Consider the following 20,918-nt stretch of genomic DNA (forward strand, 5'->3'; position numbering starts at 1 on the left):
CTCCGCAGATCAGCGCACCCGCCCTCGTCCGGACGCATCAGTGGCAACTGACGGGTACGTGCAAATTATTTGGGATGCCCCGGAATAGGAACACTGGGGCACTCAGGCTCGTTGTCATTACGTGAGCACGACACCACCTGTTCTCGCCGCAGAGCTGGCAGAGGCGTGGGCCGATATTCAGCGGCACCACACCGAGCTGCCCGATCTAGCCGCGCCAGAGTCCCTGATCGGAGAGTCGTCGTCCGCCTGCGGACACGAGCTCTCCTTCGAACGACTGCTTCATGAGGCAGTCCATGGCATCGCCGCCGCACGCGGAGTCCGCGACACCTCGCGCGCCGGCCGATACCACAACCGCAGATTCCTCGCGATCGCCGAGGAGTTGGGCCTGGACCATCCCGAGGAGCCGCATCCCAGCAGCGGCTTCTCGCTGGTCACGCTCAACCCCGAGGCGAAGAGGCGCTACCGCCCGACCATCGAGCGGTTGCAGCGTTCCCTCAAGGCCCACACCGTCGCGACCGCCGCGGACACGGCGCGCAGCTTCCGTGGTCCGGCCGCCCGGCACGGCTCCTCCGGAGGGGGCGTGCGCGTGAAGGCGGTGTGCGACTGCGGCCGCAACGTACGGGTCGTTCCGTCGGTGCTCGCGCAGGCACCGATCGTGTGCGGGGGGTGTGGCAAACCGTTCCGGATTCCCGAGGTGGTCGGCGCGGCGGCGGGCTGAGCCGGCATCCCGTAGGTACCGGGTCGCGGGGACCCGGTCGGCTCGAGTGGGTCTCGGCGGTGAGCGGCGGCATCTCGTGGATGCCGGAAATCACAGTCGAGGCCGGCTCGTCCGGGCTCCGGGAGCCGTCGTATCCGGGCAGGGGAGTCACCGAGGTTCGGCCGCACGTCAGGGTGTGGCAGAATGGTTCGCTGTACTCGACAGTCGCATAGGACCCCTCTCTCCTCCGGCTGACGCGTCCATCGGGCACTCGGGTACCGCAACCCCACGCGGCAATCTCGCCGTGCCCAACCACGTCAAGACCAGGAGACACCACTTCCGTGGCAGTCAAGATCAAGCTGAAGCGTCTGGGCAAGATCCGTTCGCCTCACTACCGCATCGTCGTCGCCGACTCCCGTACCCGCCGTGATGGTCGGGCCATTGAGGAGATCGGCCTGTACCACCCGGTACAGAACCCCTCGCGCATCGAGGTCGACACCGAGCGTGCGCAGTACTGGCTGGGTGTCGGCGCGCAGCCGACCGAGCCGGTTCTCGCCATCCTCAAGCTGACCGGCGACTGGCAGAAGCACAAGGGCCTTCCCGCCCCGGCTCCGCTGCTCGTGGCCGAGCCGAAGGCCGCGCGCCCGCTGTTCGAGGCTCTCGGTGGCGAGACCGAGGGCAAGGGTGAGGCCATCACCCAGAAGAAGAAGGCTGAGAAGAAGGACGAGGCTTCCGCCGAGTCCGCGTCGACCGAGGCCTGAGCATGCTCGAGGAGGCTCTCGAGCACCTCGTGAAGGGCATTGTCGACAATCCCGACGATGTGCAGGTCGCCTCGCGCGATCTGCGCCGTGGGCGCGTTCTCGAGGTTCGGGTACACCCCGACGACCTCGGTAAGGTGATCGGCCGCAACGGCCGCACCGCGCGTGCCCTGCGTACCGTCGTGGGTGCCATCGGCGGCCGCGGTGTCCGCGTCGACCTCGTCGACGTGGATCACGTCCGCTGACGTACAAGCAGCACCGGCTCGGGCCGGGGAGGGCCTACTGGGCCGTCCCCGGCCCGTAGTCGTACCGACAGGAGATCAAGCACAGTGCAGCTGGTAGTCGCTCGAGTCGGCCGTGCCCATGGCATCAAGGGCGAGGTCACCGTGGAGGTACGTACGGACGAGCCGGAACTCAGGCTCGGGCCCGGCGCAGTCCTGCTCACCGAACCGGTCTCCGCCGGACCTCTGACCATCGAGACGGGCCGTGTCCACAGCGGCCGTCTCCTGCTGCGTTTCGAGGGTGTCCGTGACCGGACCGCCGCCGAGGCGCTGCGCAACACCCTGCTCATCGCCGAGATCGACCCGGACGACAAGCCCGAGGATCCGGACGAGTACTACGACCACCAGCTGATGGACCTGGACGTCGTCACGGTCGACGGCACCGAGATCGGGCGGATCACCGAGATCTCGCACCTGCCGTCCCAGGACCTCTTCGTGGTCGAGCGGCCGGACGGGACCGAGGTGCTGATCCCGTTCGTCGAGGCGATCGTCACCGAGATCGACCTGGACGAGCAGCGGGCGGTCATCGATCCGCCGCCGGGGCTCATCGACGACCAGGCCGAGGACGAAGAGGAAGCCGCCGACGGTGCAGCGGCCGCCGGAGGAGACGGTGCCCCGGCGAGGGACGAGAACGGATGAGGCTCGACGTCGTCACGATCTTCCCCGAGTACCTGGAACCCCTGAACGTCTCGCTCGTCGGCAAGGCACGCGCGCGTGGACAGCTGAATGTGCACGTGCATGATCTTCGGGAGTGGACGTACGACCGCCACAACACGGTCGACGACACCCCTTACGGCGGCGGTCCCGGCATGGTCATGAAGACCGAGCCGTGGGGCGACGCCCTGGACTCGGCGCTCGCGGACGGCTACGAGAGCGGCTCCCACGGGCCCGTACTGGTCGTGCCCACGCCCAGCGGACGCCCCTTCACCCAGGAGCTCGCCGTCGAGCTCTCCGAGCGGCCCTGGCTGGTCTTCACCCCCGCCCGCTACGAGGGCATCGACCGCCGGGTCATCGACGAGTACGCGACCCGGATGCCCGTCTACGAGGTGTCCATCGGGGACTACGTCCTGGCCGGCGGCGAGGCGGCCGTACTCGTCGTCACGGAGGCCGTGGCGCGGCTGCTGCCGGGTGTCCTCGGCAACGCCGAGTCGCACCGGGACGACTCCTTCGCGCCCGGGGCCATGGCCGACCTCCTGGAGGGGCCCATCTACACCAAGCCGCCCCAGTGGCGCGGCCGGGAGATCCCCGGGGTGCTCATCAGCGGGCACCACGGGAAGATCGCCCGCTGGCGCCGGGACGAGGCGCTGCGGCGTACGACGGAGAACCGGCCCGATCTCATCGAGCGCTGCGATCCCTCGGCCTTCGACAAGAAGGACCGCGAGATGCTCTCGATCCTGGGCTGGGCGCCCGGGCCCGACGGTCGATTTTGGCGCAGGCCGGAGGCCGTGGAACAATAGGGGGCTGTTGTGCGTCGTCCGGCGTGCGCCCCTGCCACAGGGGGACACGACGCCCGCCCCGACGGAGACAGCACCTTCTTTGGAAACGACTTCCGTTGATGACCTGTGGCATCAGCGAAGAAAGCAGACGAAATGACCCACCTGCTCGACTCCGTCGACAACGCGTCGCTGCGCAGCGACGTCCCGGCCTTCCGCCCGGGTGACACCGTCAACGTCCACGTCCGCGTCATCGAGGGCAACCGCTCCCGTGTGCAGCAGTTCAAGGGCGTAGTCATCCGCCGCCAGGGCTCGGGTGTCCGCGAGACCTTCTCGGTCCGCAAGGTCTCCTTCTCCGTGGGCGTCGAGCGCACCTTCCCGGTGCACACCCCGATCGTCGAGAAGATCGAGCTCGTCACCCGTGGTGACGTGCGTCGCGCCAAGCTCTACTACCTGCGCGAGCTGCGCGGCAAGGCCGCGAAGATCAAGGAGAAGCGCGACAACTGAGCTCGCGCGACCGCGGCGAGCCGCGGGCGACCCAGCCAGGTATGAAGTCGGTAAGAAGGTGTCATGCGGGGGCCGGATAACATCTGGCTCCGATGAACACCGAAGCACGGCAAACGGAGCGCGACCGCTCCTCCCGCCCTTCCGAGTCCGAGGAGATCTCGGACACAGGGGGACGGGAGGGACGGTCGCGTTTCGCTTTGGCGGCCCGTGCCGCCGACTGGCTTCCGGGCGGGCGGATCACCCTCACAGCGCTGGTCTGCCTGCTCTTTCTGCTCTTTGTCAGCACCTTCGTGATGCAGCCCTTCCAGATTCCCAGCGGCTCCATGGAGCCCGGATTGAGGATCGGGGACCGCGTTCTCGTAAATAAGTTGGCGTACCGTTTCGGTGCTGTGCCGCAGCGGGGTGACGTCGTGGTGTTCGACGGAACCGGGTACTTCGGAAACGCCGACTACATCAAGCGCGTTGTCGGTGTGGGGGGAGACCACGTGGTCTGCTGCGACAAGGAGGGGAGACTCGAGGTGAACGGCCGCTCGGTCGACGAGTCGACGTTTCTGCGCCCGGGGGACAGCCCGTCCGAGGTGCCCTTCGACGTCGTCGTGCCCGACGGCACCCTCTTTCTCCTCGGCGACCACCGCGGCGACTCCAGCGATTCCCGGGACCACCTGGGGTCTCCCGGTGGCGGCATGATCCCCGTCGGCGAGGTCATCGGCAGAGCGGACTGGATCGCCTGGCCCTCCGACCACTGGACCCGGCTGACGCGCCCGGGTGCCTACGCGCGCGTGCCCGCCGCGGACGGTGCCCATGGGTAACCGCGGGAGACCGCGCGGAGTCTCCAGCCATCCCGCCGACAACCTGCTGCCCACCGGAAGCCGGCGCGCGTCCGGCGGCGCGGCCCGTCCCAGTCGTGTCGAGCGGCGCAAGCTCGCCCGCAAGATCAAGCGGCGCAGGCGGCGTTCGTCGGTCAAGGAGATACCCCTCCTCGTCGGCGTCGCGGTGCTCATAGCCCTGGTCCTGAAGACCTTCCTCGTCCAGGCGTTCGTGATCCCCTCGGGCTCCATGGAGAACACGATCCAGATCGGCGACCGTGTCCTGGTCGACAAGTTCACCCCGTGGTTCGGCTCCAAGCCGCAGCGCGGTGATGTCGTGGTGTTCCAGGACCCGGGTGGCTGGCTCACGGAGGAGGAGACCAAGAAGGGGGACGACCCCATCGTGGTCAAGCAGGTCAAGCAGGGGCTCACCTTCATCGGCCTACTGCCGTCCGACAACGAGAAGGACCTCATCAAGCGGGTCGTCGCGGTCGGCGGGGACACGGTCAAGTGCTGTGACGCGCAAGGCCGGGTGACCGTCAACGGAACGCCGCTGAGCGAGCCGTACATCCTCGCCGGTGACAAGCCCTCCGACTTCGCGTTCCAGGTGAAGGTGCCGACGGGCCGCCTCTTCGTCATGGGCGATCACCGGTCCAACTCCGCCGACTCCCGCTACCACCGCACCGACAAGTTCAGCGGCACCGTCTCCGAGGACTCCGTCGTCGGCCGGGCCATGATCATCGCCTGGCCCATCGGGAACTGGACTCGCCTGGAGGAGCCGGGGACCTACTCCTCGGTGGCCGCCGCGCCTGGAGGGGCGACCTCCGCTCTGTTCACGTCGCATAGGGTGGCCCCTGCGGATTCAGAAGGATTGATCCCGCTCCCGAGCCCTGCGGAACTCCCGCTCGTTATGGGAGTGGTGGGCCTGCGGCGAATCCGGCGCGGGCTGCGGCACGGAGTGAGGAGTGGATGTGGGGGATGTGGCGGTCGGCGCACGGTCCGGACACGAAGGTCCCGAAGGGCGCCCGGAGCGGCCCGACGACTCGGCTGCCCCAGCTGTAGACGCCGAAATCTCCGAGAGCGGCTCCGTGGACGGCAGCGCGGAGCAGGAGAGCGCGGTCCAGGACGACCAGCCGGGCAAGCCGAAGCAGCGCTCCTTCTGGAAGGAGCTGCCGATCCTGATCGGCATCGCCCTGGTGCTCGCGCTGCTCATCAAGACGTTCCTGGTGCAGGCGTTCTCGATCCCCTCGGACTCGATGCAGAACACCCTCCAGCAGGGTGACCGTGTCCTCGTCGACAAGCTGACCCCGTGGTTCGGTTCCGAGCCGGAGCGCGGTGAGGTGGTCGTCTTCCACGATCCCGACGCCTGGCTGGCCGGCGAGCCCGCGGCCGACCCGAACGCCCTTCAGACGGTTCTCAGTTGGATCGGCCTCATGCCGTCCGCCGAGGAGAAGGACCTCATCAAGCGGGTCGTCGGAGTCGGCGGCGACACCATCGAGTGCAAGGGCACCGGACCCCTGAAGGTCAACGGCAAGGCGTTGAACGAGCCTTACGTGTACCCCGGGAACACGCCGTGCAGTGTCGACGAGGAGGGTGGCCAGTTCAAGGTCACCGTTCCCAGCGGCGACATCTGGGTGATGGGCGACCACCGCCAGAACTCGCGTGACTCGCGGTACAACCAGACGGACAAGAACCACGGCATGGTCCCGGTGGACGAGGTCGTCGGGCGCGCCATCGTGAAGGCGTGGCCCATCAACCGCTGGGGCACCCTCCCGGTTCCGGACACCTTCGACCAGTCGGGCCTCGACAACAAGGCGGCGGCCGCGGTCACTTCGCCGGGTGCCGTGGCACTCGTAGGAGCTGTGCCGCTGGTCCTGGTGCGGCGGCGTCGGCGCGAGGCGTCCGAGTAACTCCTCGAAGCGTCCTCATGGGGCCGGTGCGCGCGGATTCGTCCGGGCGCACCGGCCTCTTCGGTTGTCCGGGCGGCTCGGGGGCCTGGCCCCTTCGGCGGCATGGGTGTCTTGGGGTACTGGCCCCTTCGGTCGTACCGGCGTCTCGCGGTACTGGCGTCTTCCGTCATACGGGCGTCTCGCGGTGCGGTGAGGAGTCGGTGGTGTCGGTGTGTGTGAACCGATGCATGGGCTGACCTCCGCCCGTACCCCCGGGTAGGGTGCGGATCCATGGGTGGCGAGAGCTCGACAAGTACGGCCGCGCGCGGCGGCACACGCAACACCCCGGCGGGCGGCCGGACCGGAGAGGTACTGTCCGGGATAGCTGTGGCACTGGGCTTTGTGCTGTTCCTCGGCGGCTTCGTCTGGGGGGCGGTGGTCTACCGGCCGTACACCGTGCCCACCAGTTCGATGACCCCGACGATCGACGCGGGGGACCGGGTGCTGGCGCAACGCGTCGACGGCGACCAGGTCCGGCGCGGCGATGTCGTCGTCTTCAAGCAGGCCACCTGGGGCGACGTGCCGATGGTCAAGCGCGTGGTCGCCGTCGGCGGTGACAAGGTCGCCTGCTGCACGGACGGGAAGCTGACCGTCAACGGGAAGCAGATCGACGAACCGTATCTCCCCAAGGGCTCGGCGGCCGAGCTCGTGGGCATCCCCACCGTCACGGTTCCGGACGGCAACCTCTTCCTGCTCGGCGACGAGCGCGCCGGATCCCTGGACTCCACCGCCCACCTGACGGACGCCGCCGGCGGAACGGTGCCGCGCGGCGCCGTGCGGGCGCGGGTGGATGCCGTCGCCTGGCCCATGAACGGCATGCTCGGCCGGCCGACGGGTTTCGAGACCCTGGGCAGCCTCTCCGAACCGGGCCCACTGCCACTGATCGTCGGCGCGGTGGTGGGAGGCGCGGTGCTCGTCCTCGGCGGCGCCGCGTACGGTCCGGTCGCCAAACGCGCGGGCCGTCGGGACCGCGCCCGGACGGAGCTCGCCGGTGCCCGCTGAGGTGTCGTACGACGGGAGCCCGCACGACGCCGGAACCGCGGCCCCGGACGAGTACGAAGGCGGCCTGCGCAGGGTCGCCCGCGTGGTGCTGCTCGACCCCGACGACCGGATTCTGCTGCTGCACGGGCATGAACCGGACGACCCCTCGGACGACTGGTGGTTCACGCCCGGCGGCGGTCTCGAGGGCGACGAGACACGCGAGCAGGCCGCACTGCGGGAGCTCGCGGAGGAGACCGGCATCACCGAGGTCGAGCTGGGCCCGGTGCTGTGGCGGCGGATGTGTTCCTTTCCCTTTGCCGGACGCCGCTGGGACCAGGACGAGTGGTACTACCTGGCCCGTACGGCCAGCACGGCTCGGACGACGCCGGTCGCCGCCGGGCTGACGGAGCTGGAACGCCGCAGCGTCGCCGGAGCACGTTGGTGGACGTGCCAGGAACTTCACCAGGCACATGAGACGGTGTATCCGACCAGACTCGCCGAGCTGCTGCGCAGGGTGCTCGATGAGGGTCCCCCGGCCACGCCCGAGGTCCTCGACACCGAAATCGTCTAAGGGCTCGCGGTGCTGGCGCACAATAAGGGGACGCACGGCTGAAGGGGAACATGCCATGAGCGCCGAGGACCTCGAGAAGTACGAGACCGAGATGGAGCTGAAGCTCTATCGGGAGTACCGCGATGTCGTCGGTCTGTTCAAATATGTGATCGAGACCGAACGGCGCTTCTACCTCACCAACGACTACGAGATGCAGGTGCACTCGGTCCAGGGCGAGGTGTTTTTCGAGGTATCCATGGCGGATGCCTGGGTGTGGGACATGTACAGGCCCGCTCGCTTCGTGAAGCAGGTAAGGGTACTCACGTTCAAGGACGTGAATATCGAGGAGCTGAACAAGAGCGATCTGGAGCTGCCGGGCGGTTGATGACACGGGGTGGCTGTTCGCCGGGCGTCCGCTTCTGGAGCGGGCGCCCGCTCGTGTGGGTGACGGAGTTTTCCACAAGCGTCGACTCGTCCACCAAGATCCAATAGCGGGCCGAAGTGGCCGCAATGTTGGCGCCGGAGGTGGTGCCGACATGAACACACGCAACGTACAGAGCGACGCACAGGACAATGCTCACCGCGACGCGCATCGCAATGCTCACCGCGGTGCACCAAGCAATGCCCACCGTGATGCACCAAGCAATGCCCACCGCGGTGCGCAAAGCAATGCCCAGCGCAGTGCACTCGGCAGGTACGGCGAGGATCTGGCCGCGCGGCGGCTGACCGAGACCGGGATGACGGTGCTGGCGCGCAACTGGCGCGCCGGCCGGACCGGTGAGATCGACATCGTGGCCCGTGACGGCGACGCGCTCGTCGTCTGCGAGGTGAAGACCCGCAGGGACGGAGCCTTCGAACACCCGATGGCCGCCGTCACCCCGGCCAAGGCGCAACGCCTGCGCGGCCTGGCGGAACGCTGGCTCCAGGAACATGGCGGGGCTCCGCCGGGCGGCGTCCGCATCGACCTGATCGGCGTCGTCCTCCCCGACCGCGGCGCGCCCGTGGTCGAGCATGCGCGGGGGGTGGCGTGATGGGGTTCGCCCGTACGTGTTCGGTGGCCCTGGTCGGTGTCGAGGGCGTCGTCGTGGAGGTCCAGGCGGACCTGGAACCGGGTGTCGCGGCGTTCACCCTGGTGGGACTGCCGGACAAGAGTCTGACGGAGAGCAAGGACCGGGTTCGCGCGGCCGTGGTGAATTCCGGGGCTTCCTGGCCGCAGAAGAAGCTGACGGTCGGGCTGAGCCCGGCTTCCGTCCCCAAGAGCGGTTCGGGATTCGACCTCGCCATTGCCAGCGCCGTACTGGGCGCTTGCGAACGGATCGATCCGCGGGTGCTCGCCGACATCGTGATGATCGGCGAGCTGGGTCTCGACGGGCGGGTCCGGCCGGTGCGCGGAATCCTGCCGGCCGTCCTGGCCGCGGCGAACGCCGGCTACGAACAGGTGGTGGTACCCGAGTGTGCCGCCGCCGAGGCCTCGCTCGTGCCGGGGGTGTCGGTGCTAGGGGTCCGGAGTCTGCGCCAGCTGATCGCCGTCCTCACGGACGAACCGGTGCCCGAGGAGGATCCGGACGAGCAGGGGCGGCCCGATCCACTGCTGGCGGGTCTGCGTATGCCGGGCACGGGGGAGGCCACCGGCCTGTGCGGCATGGCGGTGCCTGAGCACGATCTGGGGCACGACCTCGCCGACGTCGTCGGCCAGTTGTCGGCACGCACCGCCATGGAGGTCGCGGCGGCCGGTGGGCACCACGTCTTTCTCCAGGGACCACCCGGCGCGGGCAAGACCATGCTCGCCGAGCGGATGCCCTCGCTGCTGCCCCGTCTCAACAGGCAGGAATCCCTGGAGGTCACGGCGATCCACTCGGTGGCCGGCCTGCTGCCACCGGGGAAGCCGATGGTGGACATCCCGCCGTACTGCGCGCCCCACCATTCGGCGACGATGCAGTCCCTCGTCGGCGGCGGCAAGGGGCTCGCCAGGCCCGGCGCGGTGTCCCTGTCGCACAGAGGTGTGCTCTTTCTGGATGAGGCGCCGGAATTCAGTGGGTTTGTCCTCGATGCCCTGCGGCAGCCTCTGGAGGCTGGGCATGTCGTGATCGCGCGCAGCGCCGGGGTCGTCCGGTTTCCGGCGAAGTTCCTGATGGTCCTCGCCGCCAACCCCTGCCCCTGCGGGCGGTTCAGCGTGGCGAACGACATCTGTGAGTGCCCGCCCTCCTCAGTCCGCCGCTACCAGGCCAGGCTGTCCGGCCCGCTCCTCGACCGGATCGACCTGCGGGTCGAGGTCGAGCCGGTCACCCGGTCCGAGCTGACGGCGGCCGGCGCCCTGGGCGAGTCGACCCGGGTGGTCGCCGACCGGGTACGTAACGCACGCGAGCGGTCCGCCGCGCGATTGGCCGGCACCCACTGGCACACGAACAGCGAGGTACCGGGTCGTGAACTGCGCAGCCGCTGGCAGGCGCTGCCGGGCGCGATGGACGAGGCCGAGCGCGGACTGGAGCGAGGCGTGCTGACCGCGCGCGGCCTGGACCGGGTCCTGCGGGTCGCCTGGACCGTGGCCGACCTCTCGGGACACGACCGGCCCGACGCCGGGGATGTGGCCCTGGCCCTGCAACTGCGCACCGGAGTCCCACGAGGGGTACCGATGATGATCGGCTCGCCGTCATGACGTACGACGAACGGACGGCCCGCGTCGCCCTCACTCGAGTCCTCGAACCCGGCGACGAGCTCGGAGGGCGGTGGCTGCGGGAGTTCGGGGCGGTGGAGGTGGTGCGGCGGCTGGTGGAGGGCCGGGAGCCGCTGCCCGGAGCGAGCGCGCAACGCTGGGAGGGGCTGCTGGGCCGGGCCTCCCGGATGCGGCCTGAGCGGGATCTGGCCGAAGCGGAGGATGCCGGCGCCAGGTTCATCTGCCCCGGTGAGCCGCAGTGGCCCGCACAGCTCGACGACCTGGGCGACGCCCGGCCCACCGGACTCTGGGTACGGGGGCGGCCCAGCCTGCGGATATGGGCACTGCGCTCCGTCGCTGTCGTCGGAGCGCGGGCCTGCACCGAGTACGGCGCGCATGTGGCGGCCACGCTGGGCGCGGGGCTCGCCGAGCGGGGGTGGGTGGTGGTGTCGGGCGGCGCATACGGTGTGGACGGCGCCGCGCACCGGGGTGCTCTGGGCGCGGGCGGCGCCACCGTCGCCGTGCTGGCCTGCGGTGTCGACAGGCCCTATCCTCGCGGGCACACCGAGTTGATCACCAGGATCGCCGAACAGGGTCTGGTGATCGGGGAGTTGCCGCCTGGCGAACACCCCACGCCGAGCAGATTCATCCTCCGGAACAGGGTCATCGCGGCGCTCACCCGGGGAACGGTGGTCGTCGAGGCCGCCTACCGCAGTGGTGCGCTGGTCACGGCCCGTGCGGCGGCGCGGCTCGGGCGGTTCACGATAGGGGTGCCGGGGCCCGTCACCAGCGGGCTGTCGGCCGGGGTGCACGAACTGTTGCGCGGAGACGCGGTGCTGGTCTCCGACGCCGCGGAAGTCGCCGAGCTGGTGGGCGACATAGGAGAGCTGGCTCCCGACAGGCGAGGGCCCGTGCTGCCGCGTGACCTGCTCGATCCCGGCACCGGGCGGGTGCTGGCCGCGCTGCCGGCCCGCGGCCTGGCGGCGGCCGACGAGGTCGCCCGCGGCGCGGGGACCACGACGGACGAGGCGGTCGGGAGACTGTACGAACTCCGAGCACTTGGTTTCGTCGAACGACACGGCGACGGCTGGAAGTTGACACGCCAGGCAATGATCTCCGTCCGCGGTGATCGAAGCGGGCGCTGACCGAGTGTGTTCGGCCGTCCGGGCGAACGCCGACAGCCTTGGCAATTCCCGCAGTTGGCGTCTTCGGGTGGTCACTCAGGGCGATCACCCGGACTCCGGAGGGTGTCCAGCGGAACGTATCTGCGCAGGGGTGATCGCGAAGCCTTCGCGCACTGCGACGCTCCAGTCACGCTACGCTCACGGGGTTTCCGGTGCAGACAGGCAACTCGACATCGGACCGACAGCTCACCCAGGCATCCCCAGTTCACGGCAGAACGGCACAAGGCGACGAATGCCCCAGCACACCTCCGGGTCCGACCGGGCGGCGATCCCCCCGGCCGCCCGTGACGGCCGCAGCGTGCGCCCGCCCGCTCCCTCGACGCTCGACGAGCTGTGGCGGTCGTACAAGTCGACGGGCGACGAGCGGCTGCGGGAGCAGTTGATCCTGCACTACTCGCCGCTGGTGAAGTACGTCGCCGGGCGGGTGAGCGTAGGTCTGCCGGCCAATGTCGAGCAGGCGGACTTCGTCTCCTCGGGCGTGTTCGGGCTGATCGACGCGATCGAGAAGTTCGACATCGAGCGGGAGATCAAGTTCGAGACGTACGCGATCACGCGGATCCGCGGCGCGATGATCGACGAACTGCGCGCGCTGGACTGGATTCCGCGGTCCGTGCGCCAGAAGGCGCGCAATGTGGAGCGGGCCTACGCGACCCTGGAGGCGCGGTTGCGGCGCACCCCGTCGGAGGGTGAGGTGGCCTCCGAGATGGGGATCGGGGTGGACGAACTCCACGCGGTCTTCAGCCAGTTGTCGCTGGCGAACGTGGTGGCTCTGGAGGAGCTGCTGCACGTCGGCGGCGAGGGCGGCGACCGGCTGAGTCTGATGGACACCCTTGAGGACACCGCGGCCGACAATCCGGTGGAGGTCGCGGAGGGCCGGGAGCTGCGGAGGTTTCTGGCGCGGGCGATCAACACGCTGCCCGACCGGGAGAAGACCGTGGTGACGCTGTACTACTACGAAGGGCTCACACTCGCCGAGATCGGCAATGTGCTGGGAGTGACGGAAAGTCGGGTGAGCCAGATCCATACGAAGTCGGTGCTTCAGTTGCGGGCGAAGCTGGCCAGTTTCGGGCGCTGACCCCGAGGGGGCAGGGTGCTGAATCGTCTCTGCCTCTGTCTCTACCTCCGCCTCCGCCTTTGCTTCCGCCTTCGCCTCGGCCTCTGGCTTGGCCGGCCGTTGGTCCCTGCCTGACCTGCTGGCCTGTCCACTGCGCTGCCCGCTGCCCGGTGCCCTTGCCTTGGCTCGCCGTCTGCCCCCTTCCGTGGCTCCGCCCTCGATCCGTGCCTCACCGGCCCCTGGCTCGGTCCCGGGTTGCGGCTGTCTTCACCCTGTTTGTCGCCGCTTCGCTTTCTCGGGTGATCGGAGTGGGTGCCGTTCGGGTCGGTCCGTCCGTAAAGTGGTGGCGTGCCAAGGATTCGAGCGGCCTCCGTGGCCGAGCACCGGTCGATGCAGCGAGCCGCCCTGCTGGACGCGGCGCGGTCCCTGCTGTCCGAGGGCGGGACGGAGGCGCTGACCTTCCCCGCTCTCGCCGAGCGCACAGGGCTCGCGCGGTCCTCCGTCTACGAGTACTTCCGGTCGCGGGCGGCCGTGGTCGAGGAACTGTGCGAGGTCGACTTCCCGGTCTGGGCGGCCGAGGTGTCCGACGCGATGCAGCGGGCGGATACCGCGGAGGCCAAGGTCGAGGCCTACGTCCGGCAGCAGCTGGCTCTCGTCGGGGACCGGCGGCACCGGGCCGTGGTGGCCATCTCCGCGAGCGAGCTCGATGCCGGTGCCCGGGAGAAGATCCGGGCGGCGCACGGCGGACTCGTCGCGATGATCGTCGAGGCGCTCGGGGAGCTGGGGCACGCGGAGCCGCGGCTGGCGGCGATGCTTCTTCAGGGTGTGGTGGACGCGGCTGTGCGGCGGATCGAAGTGGGGGCCGCCGAGGATCACACCTCCATCACGGACGCGGCGGTCGCTATGGCGCTGCGGGGCGTTCGGGGCTGAGCCCCTGCTTTCCGGCCGCTGGCGTGGGGCGGCGTCTCCCTTTGTGGCGTCGCCGCGTATCCGGGGCACGTCCATTCCCAGCGGCGCGTGAGCCCGTAGCCGGGTCGGCTATGACGGAAACGGAACCCCTGTCACCGGCAGCAAGCGGGACGGGCCTCTGCGCAGCAGCCAGGGCGGGAGCAGGGACAGCGGGTCCAGGTAGATCTTGCCTCTGAGCAGGCCCCAGTGCAGGCATGAAGTCGGGCAGGGGGAAGCGCCCGGTTCCACGGTGCCCAGTACCTCGCCGGCCGCGATCTCGGCGCCCTTCGACACCGACGCCCGTACCGGCCCGTACGTCGTGCGCAGCGGTGGTGTGCCCGTGTCTGCCAGTTCCACAGCGACCACCCCGCGTCCCGCGACCTGGCCCGCGAAGGACACCCGGCCTGGGGCGACGGCCCTGACCGGGCTGCCCGGGGGTGCCGCGAGGTCGACGCCCCGGTGGCCGCGGCCGTAGGTCGTCGCCGGGGGATCCCAGCCTCGTACGACCAAGGGACGTACACCCACGGGCCATGCGCGGGCGACGGCAGGGACCGTCGGATCGGTGGTCGGCGGGCCCAGGGGTAGGGGCGGGTCCGGTGGCTCGGGGCCGGTCGTCCAGGCCAGGGCGGACAGGGGCAGGGAACCCAGGAAGGTCACTGTCAGTACCAGCAGCAGGGCCGGCCAGATACGCGGACATCGGTTCGCTCGCATGCGGCAACCGTCCCGTATCCGGCCGGTCTTGGCCGGGGTCTGTGGAGCACCAGCCGGTTGTGGACAGCGGCGTCACCCGGTGCCTCTCGGGTCCCGTACACTTCTGGTGGCGATCCGGGCGACCGGGTCGACTTCGCACGCCCCGACACCAGGCCGTGAACAGCCGGTGTCAGCGCCTCTCGGTCCCTAGTGGCAAGGCGCGTCGCGGGCGTCAGGAGCGGGTGCCGTCCGGCACTCGCAGCACAACCGAGAACACCAAGGAGAACGGCCATGGCCGTCGTCACGATGCGGGAGCTGCTGGAAAGCGGCGTCCACTTCGGTCACCAGACCCGTCGTTGGAACCCGAAGATGAAGCGGTTCATCTTCACGGAGCGCAACGGCATCTACATCATCGACCTGCTCCAGTCGCTGTCGTACATCGACCGCGCCTACGAGTTCGTCAAGGAGACCGTCGCCCATGGCGGCACGGTCATGTTCGTCGGCACGAAGAAGCAGGCGCAGGAGGCCATCGCCGAGCAGGCCACCCGCGTCGGCATGCCCTACGTCAACCAGCGCTGGCTGGGCGGCATGCTCACCAACTTCTCGACCGTCTACAAGCGTCTGCAGCGCCTCAAGGAGCTCGAGCAGATCGACTTCGAGGACGTCGCCGCGTCGGGTCTCACCAAGAAGGAGCTTCTCGTGCTCTCGCGCGAGAAGGCCAAGCTGGAGAAGACCCTCGGTGGTATCCGCGAGATGTCCAAGGTTCCCAGCGCCGTCTGGATCGTGGACACCAAGAAGGAGCACATCGCGGTCGGTGAGGCCCGGAAGCTGAACATTCCGGTCGTCGCCATCCTCGACACCAACTGCGACCCCGACGAGGTCGACTACAAGATCCCGGGCAACGACGACGCGATCCGCTCCGTCACCCTGCTCACCCGCGTGATCGCCGACGCTGTCGCCGAGGGCCTCATCTCCCGTTCCGGCGTCAACACCGGTGACAAGGGTGAGAAGGCCGCGGGCGAGCCGCTCGCCGCGTGGGAGCGCGACCTGCTCGAGGGCGAGAAGAAGGCCGACGACGCCGAGGTCCAGACCTCCGCCGAGACGGAGAAGGTCGCCGACGCCGAGCCGGTCGAGGCGCCCGCCGCCGAAGCCGCCGCTGACGAGGCCCCCGCCGCCGAGGCCGAGAAGCCGGCCGACGCTCCTGTCGCCGAGGCGCCCGCCGCCGAAGCCCCGGTCGCCGACGAGGCCCCCGCCGCGGACGCCGAGAAGGCCTGACCCCCTCACCCCTTCGGGTTCTGAACGGCGGGGGCGCACCAAGCCCCCGCCGTTCGGCCCGTAGATCTTCAGACTTCGAGAGAGATTCCAGGAATCATGGCGAACTACACCGCCGCCGACGTCAAGAAGCTCCGTGAGCTCACCGGCGCTGGCATGATGGACTGCAAGAAGGCGCTGGACGAGGCCGACGGCAACGTCAACAAGGCCGTCGAGGCGCTGCGGATCAAGGGCCAGAAGGGCGTCGCCAAGCGCGAGGGCCGCTCCGCCGAGAACGGCGCTGTGGTCTCCATCATCGCCGACGACAACACCTCCGGTGTCCTGGTCGAGCTGAAGTGCGAGACGGACTTCGTCGCCAAGGGCGAGAAGTTCCAGGCCGTCGCCAACCAGATCGCCGAGCACGTCGTCAAGACCTCCCCGGCCGACCTCGACGCCCTGCTGGGCTCCGAGATCGAGGCCGGCAAGACGGTTCAGACGTTCGTCGACGAGGCCAACGCCAGCCTGGGCGAGAAGATCGTCCTGGACCGCTTCGCCCAGTTCTCCGGCGCCTTCGTGGCCGCGTACATGCACCGCACCATGCCCGACCTGCCCCCGCAGATCGGTGTCCTGGTCGAGCTGGACAAGCCGAACGCCGAGCTCGCCAAGGGGATCGCGCAGCACATCGCCGCCTTCGCGCCGAAGTACCTCTCCCGCGAGGACGTTCCGGCCGAGGTCGTCGAGTCCGAGCGCCGCGTCGCCGAGGAGACCACGCGCGCCGAGGGCAAGCCGGAGGCCGCGCTCCCGAAGATCGTCGAGGGTCGCGTCAACGGCTTCTTCAAGGAGGCCACCCTCCTCGGTCAGCCGTACGCGCTCGACAACAAGAAGTCCGTCCAGAAGATTCTGGACGAGGCCGGTGTCGCCCTGAAGCGCTTCGTGCGCATCAAGGTCGGCATCTGAGTCCGTACCGCGATCGACGCCCGACCCCGCTAGGGTCGACAGCAGTCGCCCGCGTACGTGGGCACGCGCGCGTGCGTGTCGGACGACAGCAGATCTGACGAGGAGGCCATTGCCGGGCATGGGATGCGAACAACACCCCAGCGGCAATGGCCTTCTTCGTTTGTGTGACACGTAAAAGAGGCGAGAGACCCATGACCACCACCCAGGCCGACAAGGGCGAGACGACCGAGGACGGCAAAGGCGCGGGACGCTTCATGCTGAAGCTCTCCGGCGAGGCGTTCGCCGGTGGCGGCGGACTGGGCGTCGACCCCGACGTGGTGCACAAGATCGCCCGCGAGATCGCGGCCGTCGTGCGCGGCGGCGCCCAGATCGCGGTCGTCCTCGGCGGCGGCAACTTCTTCCGCGGTGCCGAACTCCAGCAGCGCGGCATGGACAGGGCCCGCTCCGACTACATGGGCATGCTCGGCACGGTCATGAACTGCCTGGCCCTCCAGGACTTCCTGGAGAAGGAAGGCATCGACAGCCGTGTCCAGACCGCCATCACCATGGGGCAGGTCGCCGAGCCGTACATCCCGCTGCGCGCCGTACGGCACCTGGAGAAGGGCCGTGTGGTCATCTTCGGCGCCGGTATGGGCATGCCGTACTTCTCCACCGACACCACCGCCGCCCAGCGCGCGCTGGAGATCGACGCCGAGGCCCTGCTGATGGGCAAGAACGGCGTCGACGGTGTGTACGACTCCGACCCGAAGACCAACCCCGAGGCCGTCAAGTTCGACTCGCTCAGCTACGGGGAGGTCATCACCCGCGACCTCAAGGTCGCCGACATGACCGCCATCACGCTGTGCCGGGACAACAAGCTGCCCATCCTGGTCTTCGAGCTCCTGGCGGAGGGCAATATCGCGCGAGCCGTCAAGGGTGAGAAGATCGGCACACTTGTGGGTGAACACAGCAGCCGGGCCTGACGGGACCGGCCCCGACCGGGGTCGAGCCCGACCGGGTACGGACCCTGACCGGGGGATGGACAATGTCCCGCGGGTCGGGAACCGTGCAGGAACAAGACGCGACGCAGCCGGCTGCCGCCCCTACGAGGAACAGTTGCCGGGCCTACTCAAGACACGCAGGAGCAAGTGGTGATCGAAGAGACCCTCCTCGAGGCCGAGGAGAAGATGGAGAAGGCCGTCGTGGTCGCCAAGGAGGACTTCGCCGCGATCCGCACCGGTCGTGCGCACCCGGCGATGTTCAACAAGATCGTGGCCGACTACTACGGCGCACTGACGCCGATCAACCAGCTGGCCTCCTTCTCGGTGCCCGAGCCGCGCATGGCGGTGGTGACCCCGTTCGACAAGAGCGCGATGCGCAACATCGAGCAGGCGATCCGTGACTCCGACCTGGGTGTCAACCCGAGCAACGACGGCAACATCATCCGGGTGGTTTTCCCGGAGCTCACCCAGGAGCGCCGCAAGGAGTTCATCAAGGTCGCCAAGACCAAGGGTGAGGACGCCAAGATCTCGATCCGCTCCGTCCGCCGCAAGGCGAAGGAGACCATCGACAAGCTGGTCAAGGACGGCGAGGTCGGCGAGGACGAGGGCCGCCGTGCGGAGAAGGAACTCGACGACACCACGGCGAAGTACGCCGCCCAGGTGGACGAGCTCCTCAAGCACAAGGAAGCGGAGCTGCTCGAGGTCTGATGAACGACTCTTCCTGGGGGGCGCCGCCACAAGCCGGGTACTGGGGGGCGCCCGAGCAGGGGCCTGTCCAGGGGGCTGCCCCGGCGGGTCCCGCATACGATGCGTATGACGCGCAGCACACTCGCCCCATGCCCATCGTGCCCGACGTACCCGCACACGGCGGAGACCAGGATGACGACCGGGGGACCGCTCGGCTGAGCGGTCCCCTGTTCCGCGACGACTCGTCGGCGACGGCGCCGCCCTTCGGGGGCCCGTCGCAGAAGCCGCAGGAGCCCATGCCCAGCGCCCCACAGCCCGCCCCCGCACCGCAGAAGAAGACTGCGGGACGCGACTTGGGCGCGGCCATAGGGGTGGCTGTCGGGCTCGGTGTGGTGATCGTCGCGTCCTTGCTCATCGTCAAGGCCGTCTTCATCGGCGTGATAGCGGTCGCCGTGGTGGTGGGGCTGTGGGAGCTCACCTCCCGGCTCGAGGAGCGCAAGGGCATCAAGGCGCCCCTCGTGCCGCTGGCGCTCGGCGGTGCGGCGATGGTCGTCTCCGGTTACGTACGGGGCGCCGAGGGCGCCTGGGTGGCGATGGCACTCACCGCGCTGGCCGTCCTGGTCTGGCGTATGACGGAGCCTCCTGAGGGTTACCTCAAGGACGTCACGGCCGGCGTTTTCGCGGCCTTCTACATCCCGTTCCTGGCCACGTTCGTCGCGCTGATGCTCGCGGCCGACGACGGTTCACGGCGGGTGCTCACCTTCCTGCTGCTCGCCGTGGTCAGCGACACCGGCGCGTACGCGATCGGCTGGCGCTTCGGCAAGCACAAGCTGGCGCCGCGCATCAGCCCCGGCAAGACCCGCGAGGGCCTGCTCGGAGCGGTCACCTTCGCGATGGCGGCGGGTGCGCTGTTGATGGAGTTCCTGATCGACGACGGCACCTGGTGGCAGGGACTGCTCCTCGGCCTCGCGGTCGCGGCCAGCGCCACGCTCGGGGACCTCGGCGAGTCCATGATCAAGCGGGACCTCGGCATCAAGGACATGGGCACGCTGCTGCCGGGACACGGCGGCATCATGGACCGGCTGGACTCCCTGCTGCCCACGGCTCCGGTCGTGTGGCTGCTGCTGGTGCTCTTCGTCGGGTCCGGCTGACCTGCGGGTTCGTCGTTCGGGGGCTCGTTGTCCACAGGGCGGCGAGCCCCTGTTCCTATGTCTGCGACACTGGTACGGCCATGCCTAATCCTGGAGAACTTACATTCGTCGCCCCGCGCGGAGCCAAGAAGCCGCCGCGGCACCTTGCCGATCTCACGCCTGCCGAGCGTAAAGAGGCCGTTGCCGCGGTTGGTGAGAAGCCGTTCCGTGCCAAACAGCTCTCGCAGCACTACTTCGCGCGGTTCGCGCACGATCCCGAGCAGTGGACGGACATTCCGGCCGCCTCGCGCGGGAAGCTCCAGGAGGCGTTGCTTCCCGAGCTGATGACGGTGGTGCGGCATCTGTCGACCGACCAGGAGACCACCCGCAAGACCTTGTGGCGGCTCTTCGACGGGACGCTCGTCGAGTCCGTGCTGATGCGGTACCCGGACCGGGTGACCATGTGCATCAGCTCGCAGGCCGGCTGCGGGATGAACTGCCCGTTCTGCGCGACCGGGCAGGCCGGGCTCGACCGGAACCTGTCCACCGGCGAGATCGTGCACCAGATCGTGGACGGCATGCGGTCGCTCAGGGACGGCGAGATCCCGGGTGGTCCGGCGCGGCTCAGCAACATCGTCTTCATGGGCATGGGCGAGCCGCTCGCCAACTACAAGAGGGTGGTCGGAGCGATCCGCGCCCTCACCGACCCCGAGCCCGACGGGCTCGGCCTGTCGCAGCGGGGCATCACCGTGTCGACCGTCGGGCTTGTCCCGGCGATCAACCGGTTCTCCGACGAGGGCTTCAAGTGCCGCCTCGCCATCTCCCTGCACGCGCCCGACGACGAGCTGCGTGACACCCTCGTCCCCGTGAACACGCGGTGGAACGTGCGGGAGGTGCTGGACGCCGGCTGGGAGTACGCGGCCAGGTCGGGGCGCCGGCTCTCCATCGAGTACGCGCTGATCAGGGACATCAACGACCAGGCATGGCGTGGTGACCGGCTCGGGCGGATGCTCAAGGGCAAGCCCGTGCACGTCAACCTCATCCCGTTGAACCCCACGCCGGGTTCGAAGTGGACCGCCTCGCGGCCCGAGGACGAGAAGGCGTTCGTCGACGCGATCGCGGCCCACGGGGTGCCGGTCACCGTCCGGGACACCCGTGGCCAGGAGATCGACGGGGCGTGCGGACAGCTCGCGGCCACCGAGCGGTAACCTGGCGGGGAACAACCGCGAAATCCACATCTTCATATTCCGACAGGGGAGCGCCACAGCGCTGAGAGTGCGGCAGCCGGGTCACCGGTGGGCCGCAGACCCTCAGAACCTTGCCCAGGTCATTCTGGGTAGGAAGTTCGGTCAATACTCAAGCTGTTGCGCCCTGCCCCGGCACCTCCGACAGGTTCCGGGGCAGGGCCGCGTCTCTTCCTGG

At 69.1% G+C, this 20,918-nt stretch carries 23 protein-coding genes, 1 pseudogene and 1 riboswitch; of the genes and pseudogenes, 23 read left to right on the forward strand and 1 reads right to left on the reverse strand.

Annotated features, from left to right (window positions below; genetic code table 11):
• Positions 1-121 precede the first annotated feature (121 nt).
• The 17 genes and pseudogenes from ACIBLC_RS20190 to ACIBLC_RS20270 all read left to right on the forward strand — a co-directional run bounded on the left by ACIBLC_RS20190 (position 122) and on the right by ACIBLC_RS20270 (position 13,783).
• Positions 122-718: a hypothetical protein gene (locus tag ACIBLC_RS20190; protein WP_383681667.1), complete on the forward strand. Its 597-nt coding sequence runs from the start codon at positions 122-124 to the stop codon at positions 716-718.
• Positions 719-1,038: 320 nt separating this feature from the next.
• Positions 1,039-1,458, forward strand: coding sequence for a 30S ribosomal protein S16 (gene rpsP, locus ACIBLC_RS20195; protein ID WP_399212374.1), 420 nt, complete (start codon positions 1,039-1,041; stop codon positions 1,456-1,458).
• Between the two features lie 2 nt (positions 1,459-1,460).
• A complete protein-coding gene (locus tag ACIBLC_RS20200; protein ID WP_005479813.1) occupies positions 1,461-1,700 on the forward strand; it encodes an RNA-binding protein in 240 nt (79 codons plus the stop codon).
• Between the two features lie 84 nt (positions 1,701-1,784).
• Positions 1,785-2,375 (forward strand): ribosome maturation factor RimM, encoded by a 591-nt coding sequence (rimM, locus tag ACIBLC_RS20205; RefSeq protein WP_399212375.1) that lies wholly within the window; start codon positions 1,785-1,787, stop codon positions 2,373-2,375.
• The gene (trmD, locus tag ACIBLC_RS20210) at positions 2,372-3,193 is read left to right on the forward strand and encodes a tRNA (guanosine(37)-N1)-methyltransferase TrmD (RefSeq protein ID WP_399212376.1); all 822 of its coding nucleotides are present in this window, start codon (positions 2,372-2,374) and stop codon (positions 3,191-3,193) included. The genes rimM and trmD overlap by 4 nt, the downstream gene beginning before the upstream one ends.
• 132 nt (positions 3,194-3,325) lie before the next feature.
• Positions 3,326-3,676 carry a 50S ribosomal protein L19 gene (gene rplS / locus ACIBLC_RS20215; RefSeq protein ID WP_399212378.1) on the forward strand — a complete coding sequence of 117 codons (351 nt, stop codon included), beginning with the start codon at positions 3,326-3,328 and terminating at the stop codon, positions 3,674-3,676.
• A gap of 92 nt (positions 3,677-3,768) precedes the next feature.
• A complete protein-coding gene (lepB, locus tag ACIBLC_RS20220; protein ID WP_399212379.1) occupies positions 3,769-4,485 on the forward strand; it encodes a signal peptidase I in 717 nt (238 codons plus the stop codon).
• A pseudogene (gene lepB, locus ACIBLC_RS20225) lies at positions 4,478-5,563 on the forward strand (signal peptidase I); the annotation flags it as partial. The gene lepB (ACIBLC_RS20220) and the pseudogene lepB (ACIBLC_RS20225), both read left to right, overlap by 8 nt.
• The gene (lepB, locus tag ACIBLC_RS20230) at positions 5,454-6,392 is read left to right on the forward strand and encodes a signal peptidase I (protein ID WP_399212380.1); all 939 of its coding nucleotides are present in this window, start codon (positions 5,454-5,456) and stop codon (positions 6,390-6,392) included. The pseudogene lepB (ACIBLC_RS20225) and the gene lepB (ACIBLC_RS20230), both read left to right, overlap by 110 nt.
• A 270-nt stretch (positions 6,393-6,662) precedes the next feature.
• Positions 6,663-7,433: a signal peptidase I gene (lepB, locus tag ACIBLC_RS20235; protein WP_399212381.1), complete on the forward strand. Its 771-nt coding sequence runs from the start codon at positions 6,663-6,665 to the stop codon at positions 7,431-7,433.
• A 1-nt stretch (position 7,434) separates the two neighbouring features.
• Complete coding sequence (locus ACIBLC_RS20240) at positions 7,435-7,983, forward strand: NUDIX hydrolase (RefSeq protein ID WP_399212514.1); 549 nt, start codon at positions 7,435-7,437, stop codon at positions 7,981-7,983.
• A 55-nt stretch (positions 7,984-8,038) separates the two neighbouring features.
• The gene (locus tag ACIBLC_RS20245; protein WP_003965949.1) at positions 8,039-8,347 is read left to right on the forward strand and encodes a DUF2469 domain-containing protein; all 309 of its coding nucleotides are present in this window, start codon (positions 8,039-8,041) and stop codon (positions 8,345-8,347) included.
• Positions 8,348-8,498: 151 nt separating this feature from the next.
• Positions 8,499-8,993 carry a YraN family protein gene (locus tag ACIBLC_RS20250; RefSeq protein ID WP_399212382.1) on the forward strand — a complete coding sequence of 165 codons (495 nt, stop codon included), beginning with the start codon at positions 8,499-8,501 and terminating at the stop codon, positions 8,991-8,993.
• Complete coding sequence (locus tag ACIBLC_RS20255; protein WP_399212383.1) at positions 8,993-10,618, forward strand: YifB family Mg chelatase-like AAA ATPase; 1,626 nt, start codon at positions 8,993-8,995, stop codon at positions 10,616-10,618. Before ACIBLC_RS20250 ends, ACIBLC_RS20255 begins: the two co-directional genes overlap by 1 nt.
• Positions 10,615-11,760 carry a DNA-processing protein DprA gene (gene dprA, locus ACIBLC_RS20260; RefSeq protein ID WP_399212384.1) on the forward strand — a complete coding sequence of 382 codons (1,146 nt, stop codon included), beginning with the start codon at positions 10,615-10,617 and terminating at the stop codon, positions 11,758-11,760. Before ACIBLC_RS20255 ends, dprA begins: the two co-directional genes overlap by 4 nt.
• Positions 11,761-12,031: 271 nt before the next feature.
• Positions 12,032-12,874: an RNA polymerase sigma factor WhiG gene (gene whiG / locus ACIBLC_RS20265; protein WP_399212385.1), complete on the forward strand. Its 843-nt coding sequence runs from the start codon at positions 12,032-12,034 to the stop codon at positions 12,872-12,874.
• A gap of 351 nt (positions 12,875-13,225) precedes the next feature.
• Positions 13,226-13,783 (forward strand): TetR/AcrR family transcriptional regulator, encoded by a 558-nt coding sequence (locus ACIBLC_RS20270; RefSeq protein ID WP_399212516.1) that lies wholly within the window; start codon positions 13,226-13,228, stop codon positions 13,781-13,783.
• A gap of 108 nt (positions 13,784-13,891) precedes the next feature.
• On the opposite strand, the gene ACIBLC_RS20275 is transcribed toward ACIBLC_RS20270, so the two are convergent.
• A complete protein-coding gene (locus ACIBLC_RS20275) occupies positions 13,892-14,512 on the reverse strand; it encodes a murein hydrolase activator EnvC family protein (protein ID WP_399212386.1) in 621 nt (206 codons plus the stop codon).
• Positions 14,513-14,782: 270 nt separating this feature from the next.
• Between ACIBLC_RS20275 and rpsB the strand changes: the two genes are divergently transcribed.
• The 6 genes from rpsB to rlmN all read left to right on the forward strand — a co-directional run bounded on the left by rpsB (position 14,783) and on the right by rlmN (position 20,704).
• On the forward strand, positions 14,783-15,766 hold the full coding sequence (gene rpsB / locus ACIBLC_RS20280; RefSeq protein WP_399212387.1) for a 30S ribosomal protein S2: 984 nt from the start codon (positions 14,783-14,785) through the stop codon (positions 15,764-15,766).
• 96 nt (positions 15,767-15,862) lie between these two features.
• Complete coding sequence (tsf, locus tag ACIBLC_RS20285) at positions 15,863-16,699, forward strand: translation elongation factor Ts (protein ID WP_399212389.1); 837 nt, start codon at positions 15,863-15,865, stop codon at positions 16,697-16,699.
• Between the two features lie 191 nt (positions 16,700-16,890).
• The gene (gene pyrH / locus ACIBLC_RS20290) at positions 16,891-17,661 is read left to right on the forward strand and encodes a UMP kinase (RefSeq protein ID WP_399212390.1); all 771 of its coding nucleotides are present in this window, start codon (positions 16,891-16,893) and stop codon (positions 17,659-17,661) included.
• Positions 17,662-17,829: 168 nt separating this feature from the next.
• Positions 17,830-18,387, forward strand: coding sequence for a ribosome recycling factor (frr, locus tag ACIBLC_RS20295; RefSeq protein ID WP_389624763.1), 558 nt, complete (start codon positions 17,830-17,832; stop codon positions 18,385-18,387).
• The gene (locus ACIBLC_RS20300; protein ID WP_399212391.1) at positions 18,387-19,517 is read left to right on the forward strand and encodes a phosphatidate cytidylyltransferase; all 1,131 of its coding nucleotides are present in this window, start codon (positions 18,387-18,389) and stop codon (positions 19,515-19,517) included. The genes frr and ACIBLC_RS20300 overlap by 1 nt, the downstream gene beginning before the upstream one ends.
• An 80-nt stretch (positions 19,518-19,597) precedes the next feature.
• Complete coding sequence (rlmN, locus tag ACIBLC_RS20305) at positions 19,598-20,704, forward strand: 23S rRNA (adenine(2503)-C(2))-methyltransferase RlmN (RefSeq protein WP_399212392.1); 1,107 nt, start codon at positions 19,598-19,600, stop codon at positions 20,702-20,704.
• A gap of 34 nt (positions 20,705-20,738) precedes the next feature.
• A riboswitch (TPP riboswitch) is annotated at positions 20,739-20,857 on the forward strand.
• Positions 20,858-20,918: the final 61 nt, after the last annotated feature.

It is taken from the genome of Streptomyces sp. NPDC050535 (assembly GCF_044457665.1).
Lineage (GTDB): Bacteria > Actinomycetota > Actinomycetes > Streptomycetales > Streptomycetaceae > Streptomyces.

What these genes read in the sequence shown, in the direction of transcription:
- ACIBLC_RS20200 (WP_005479813.1), top strand. Translation starts at nt 1,461, where the DNA reads ATGCTCGAGGAGGCTCTCGAGCACCTCGTGAAGGGCATTGTCGACAAT.
- trmD (WP_399212376.1), top strand. Translation starts at nt 2,372, where the DNA reads ATGAGGCTCGACGTCGTCACGATCTTCCCCGAGTACCTGGAACCCCTG.
- rplS (WP_399212378.1), top strand. Translation starts at nt 3,326, where the DNA reads ATGACCCACCTGCTCGACTCCGTCGACAACGCGTCGCTGCGCAGCGAC.
- lepB (WP_399212379.1), top strand. Translation starts at nt 3,769, where the DNA reads ATGAACACCGAAGCACGGCAAACGGAGCGCGACCGCTCCTCCCGCCCT.
- lepB (WP_399212381.1), top strand. Translation starts at nt 6,663, where the DNA reads ATGGGTGGCGAGAGCTCGACAAGTACGGCCGCGCGCGGCGGCACACGC.
- ACIBLC_RS20245 (WP_003965949.1), top strand. Translation starts at nt 8,039, where the DNA reads ATGAGCGCCGAGGACCTCGAGAAGTACGAGACCGAGATGGAGCTGAAG.
- ACIBLC_RS20250 (WP_399212382.1), top strand. Translation starts at nt 8,499, where the DNA reads ATGAACACACGCAACGTACAGAGCGACGCACAGGACAATGCTCACCGC.
- ACIBLC_RS20255 (WP_399212383.1), top strand. Translation starts at nt 8,993, where the DNA reads ATGGGGTTCGCCCGTACGTGTTCGGTGGCCCTGGTCGGTGTCGAGGGC.
- dprA (WP_399212384.1), top strand. Translation starts at nt 10,615, where the DNA reads ATGACGTACGACGAACGGACGGCCCGCGTCGCCCTCACTCGAGTCCTC.
- whiG (WP_399212385.1), top strand. Translation starts at nt 12,032, where the DNA reads ATGCCCCAGCACACCTCCGGGTCCGACCGGGCGGCGATCCCCCCGGCC.
- ACIBLC_RS20275 (WP_399212386.1), bottom strand. Translation starts at nt 14,512, where the DNA reads ATGCGAGCGAACCGATGTCCGCGTATCTGGCCGGCCCTGCTGCTGGTA.
- rpsB (WP_399212387.1), top strand. Translation starts at nt 14,783, where the DNA reads ATGGCCGTCGTCACGATGCGGGAGCTGCTGGAAAGCGGCGTCCACTTC.
- tsf (WP_399212389.1), top strand. Translation starts at nt 15,863, where the DNA reads ATGGCGAACTACACCGCCGCCGACGTCAAGAAGCTCCGTGAGCTCACC.
- pyrH (WP_399212390.1), top strand. Translation starts at nt 16,891, where the DNA reads ATGACCACCACCCAGGCCGACAAGGGCGAGACGACCGAGGACGGCAAA.
- ACIBLC_RS20300 (WP_399212391.1), top strand. Translation starts at nt 18,387, where the DNA reads ATGAACGACTCTTCCTGGGGGGCGCCGCCACAAGCCGGGTACTGGGGG.
- rlmN (WP_399212392.1), top strand. Translation starts at nt 19,598, where the DNA reads ATGCCTAATCCTGGAGAACTTACATTCGTCGCCCCGCGCGGAGCCAAG.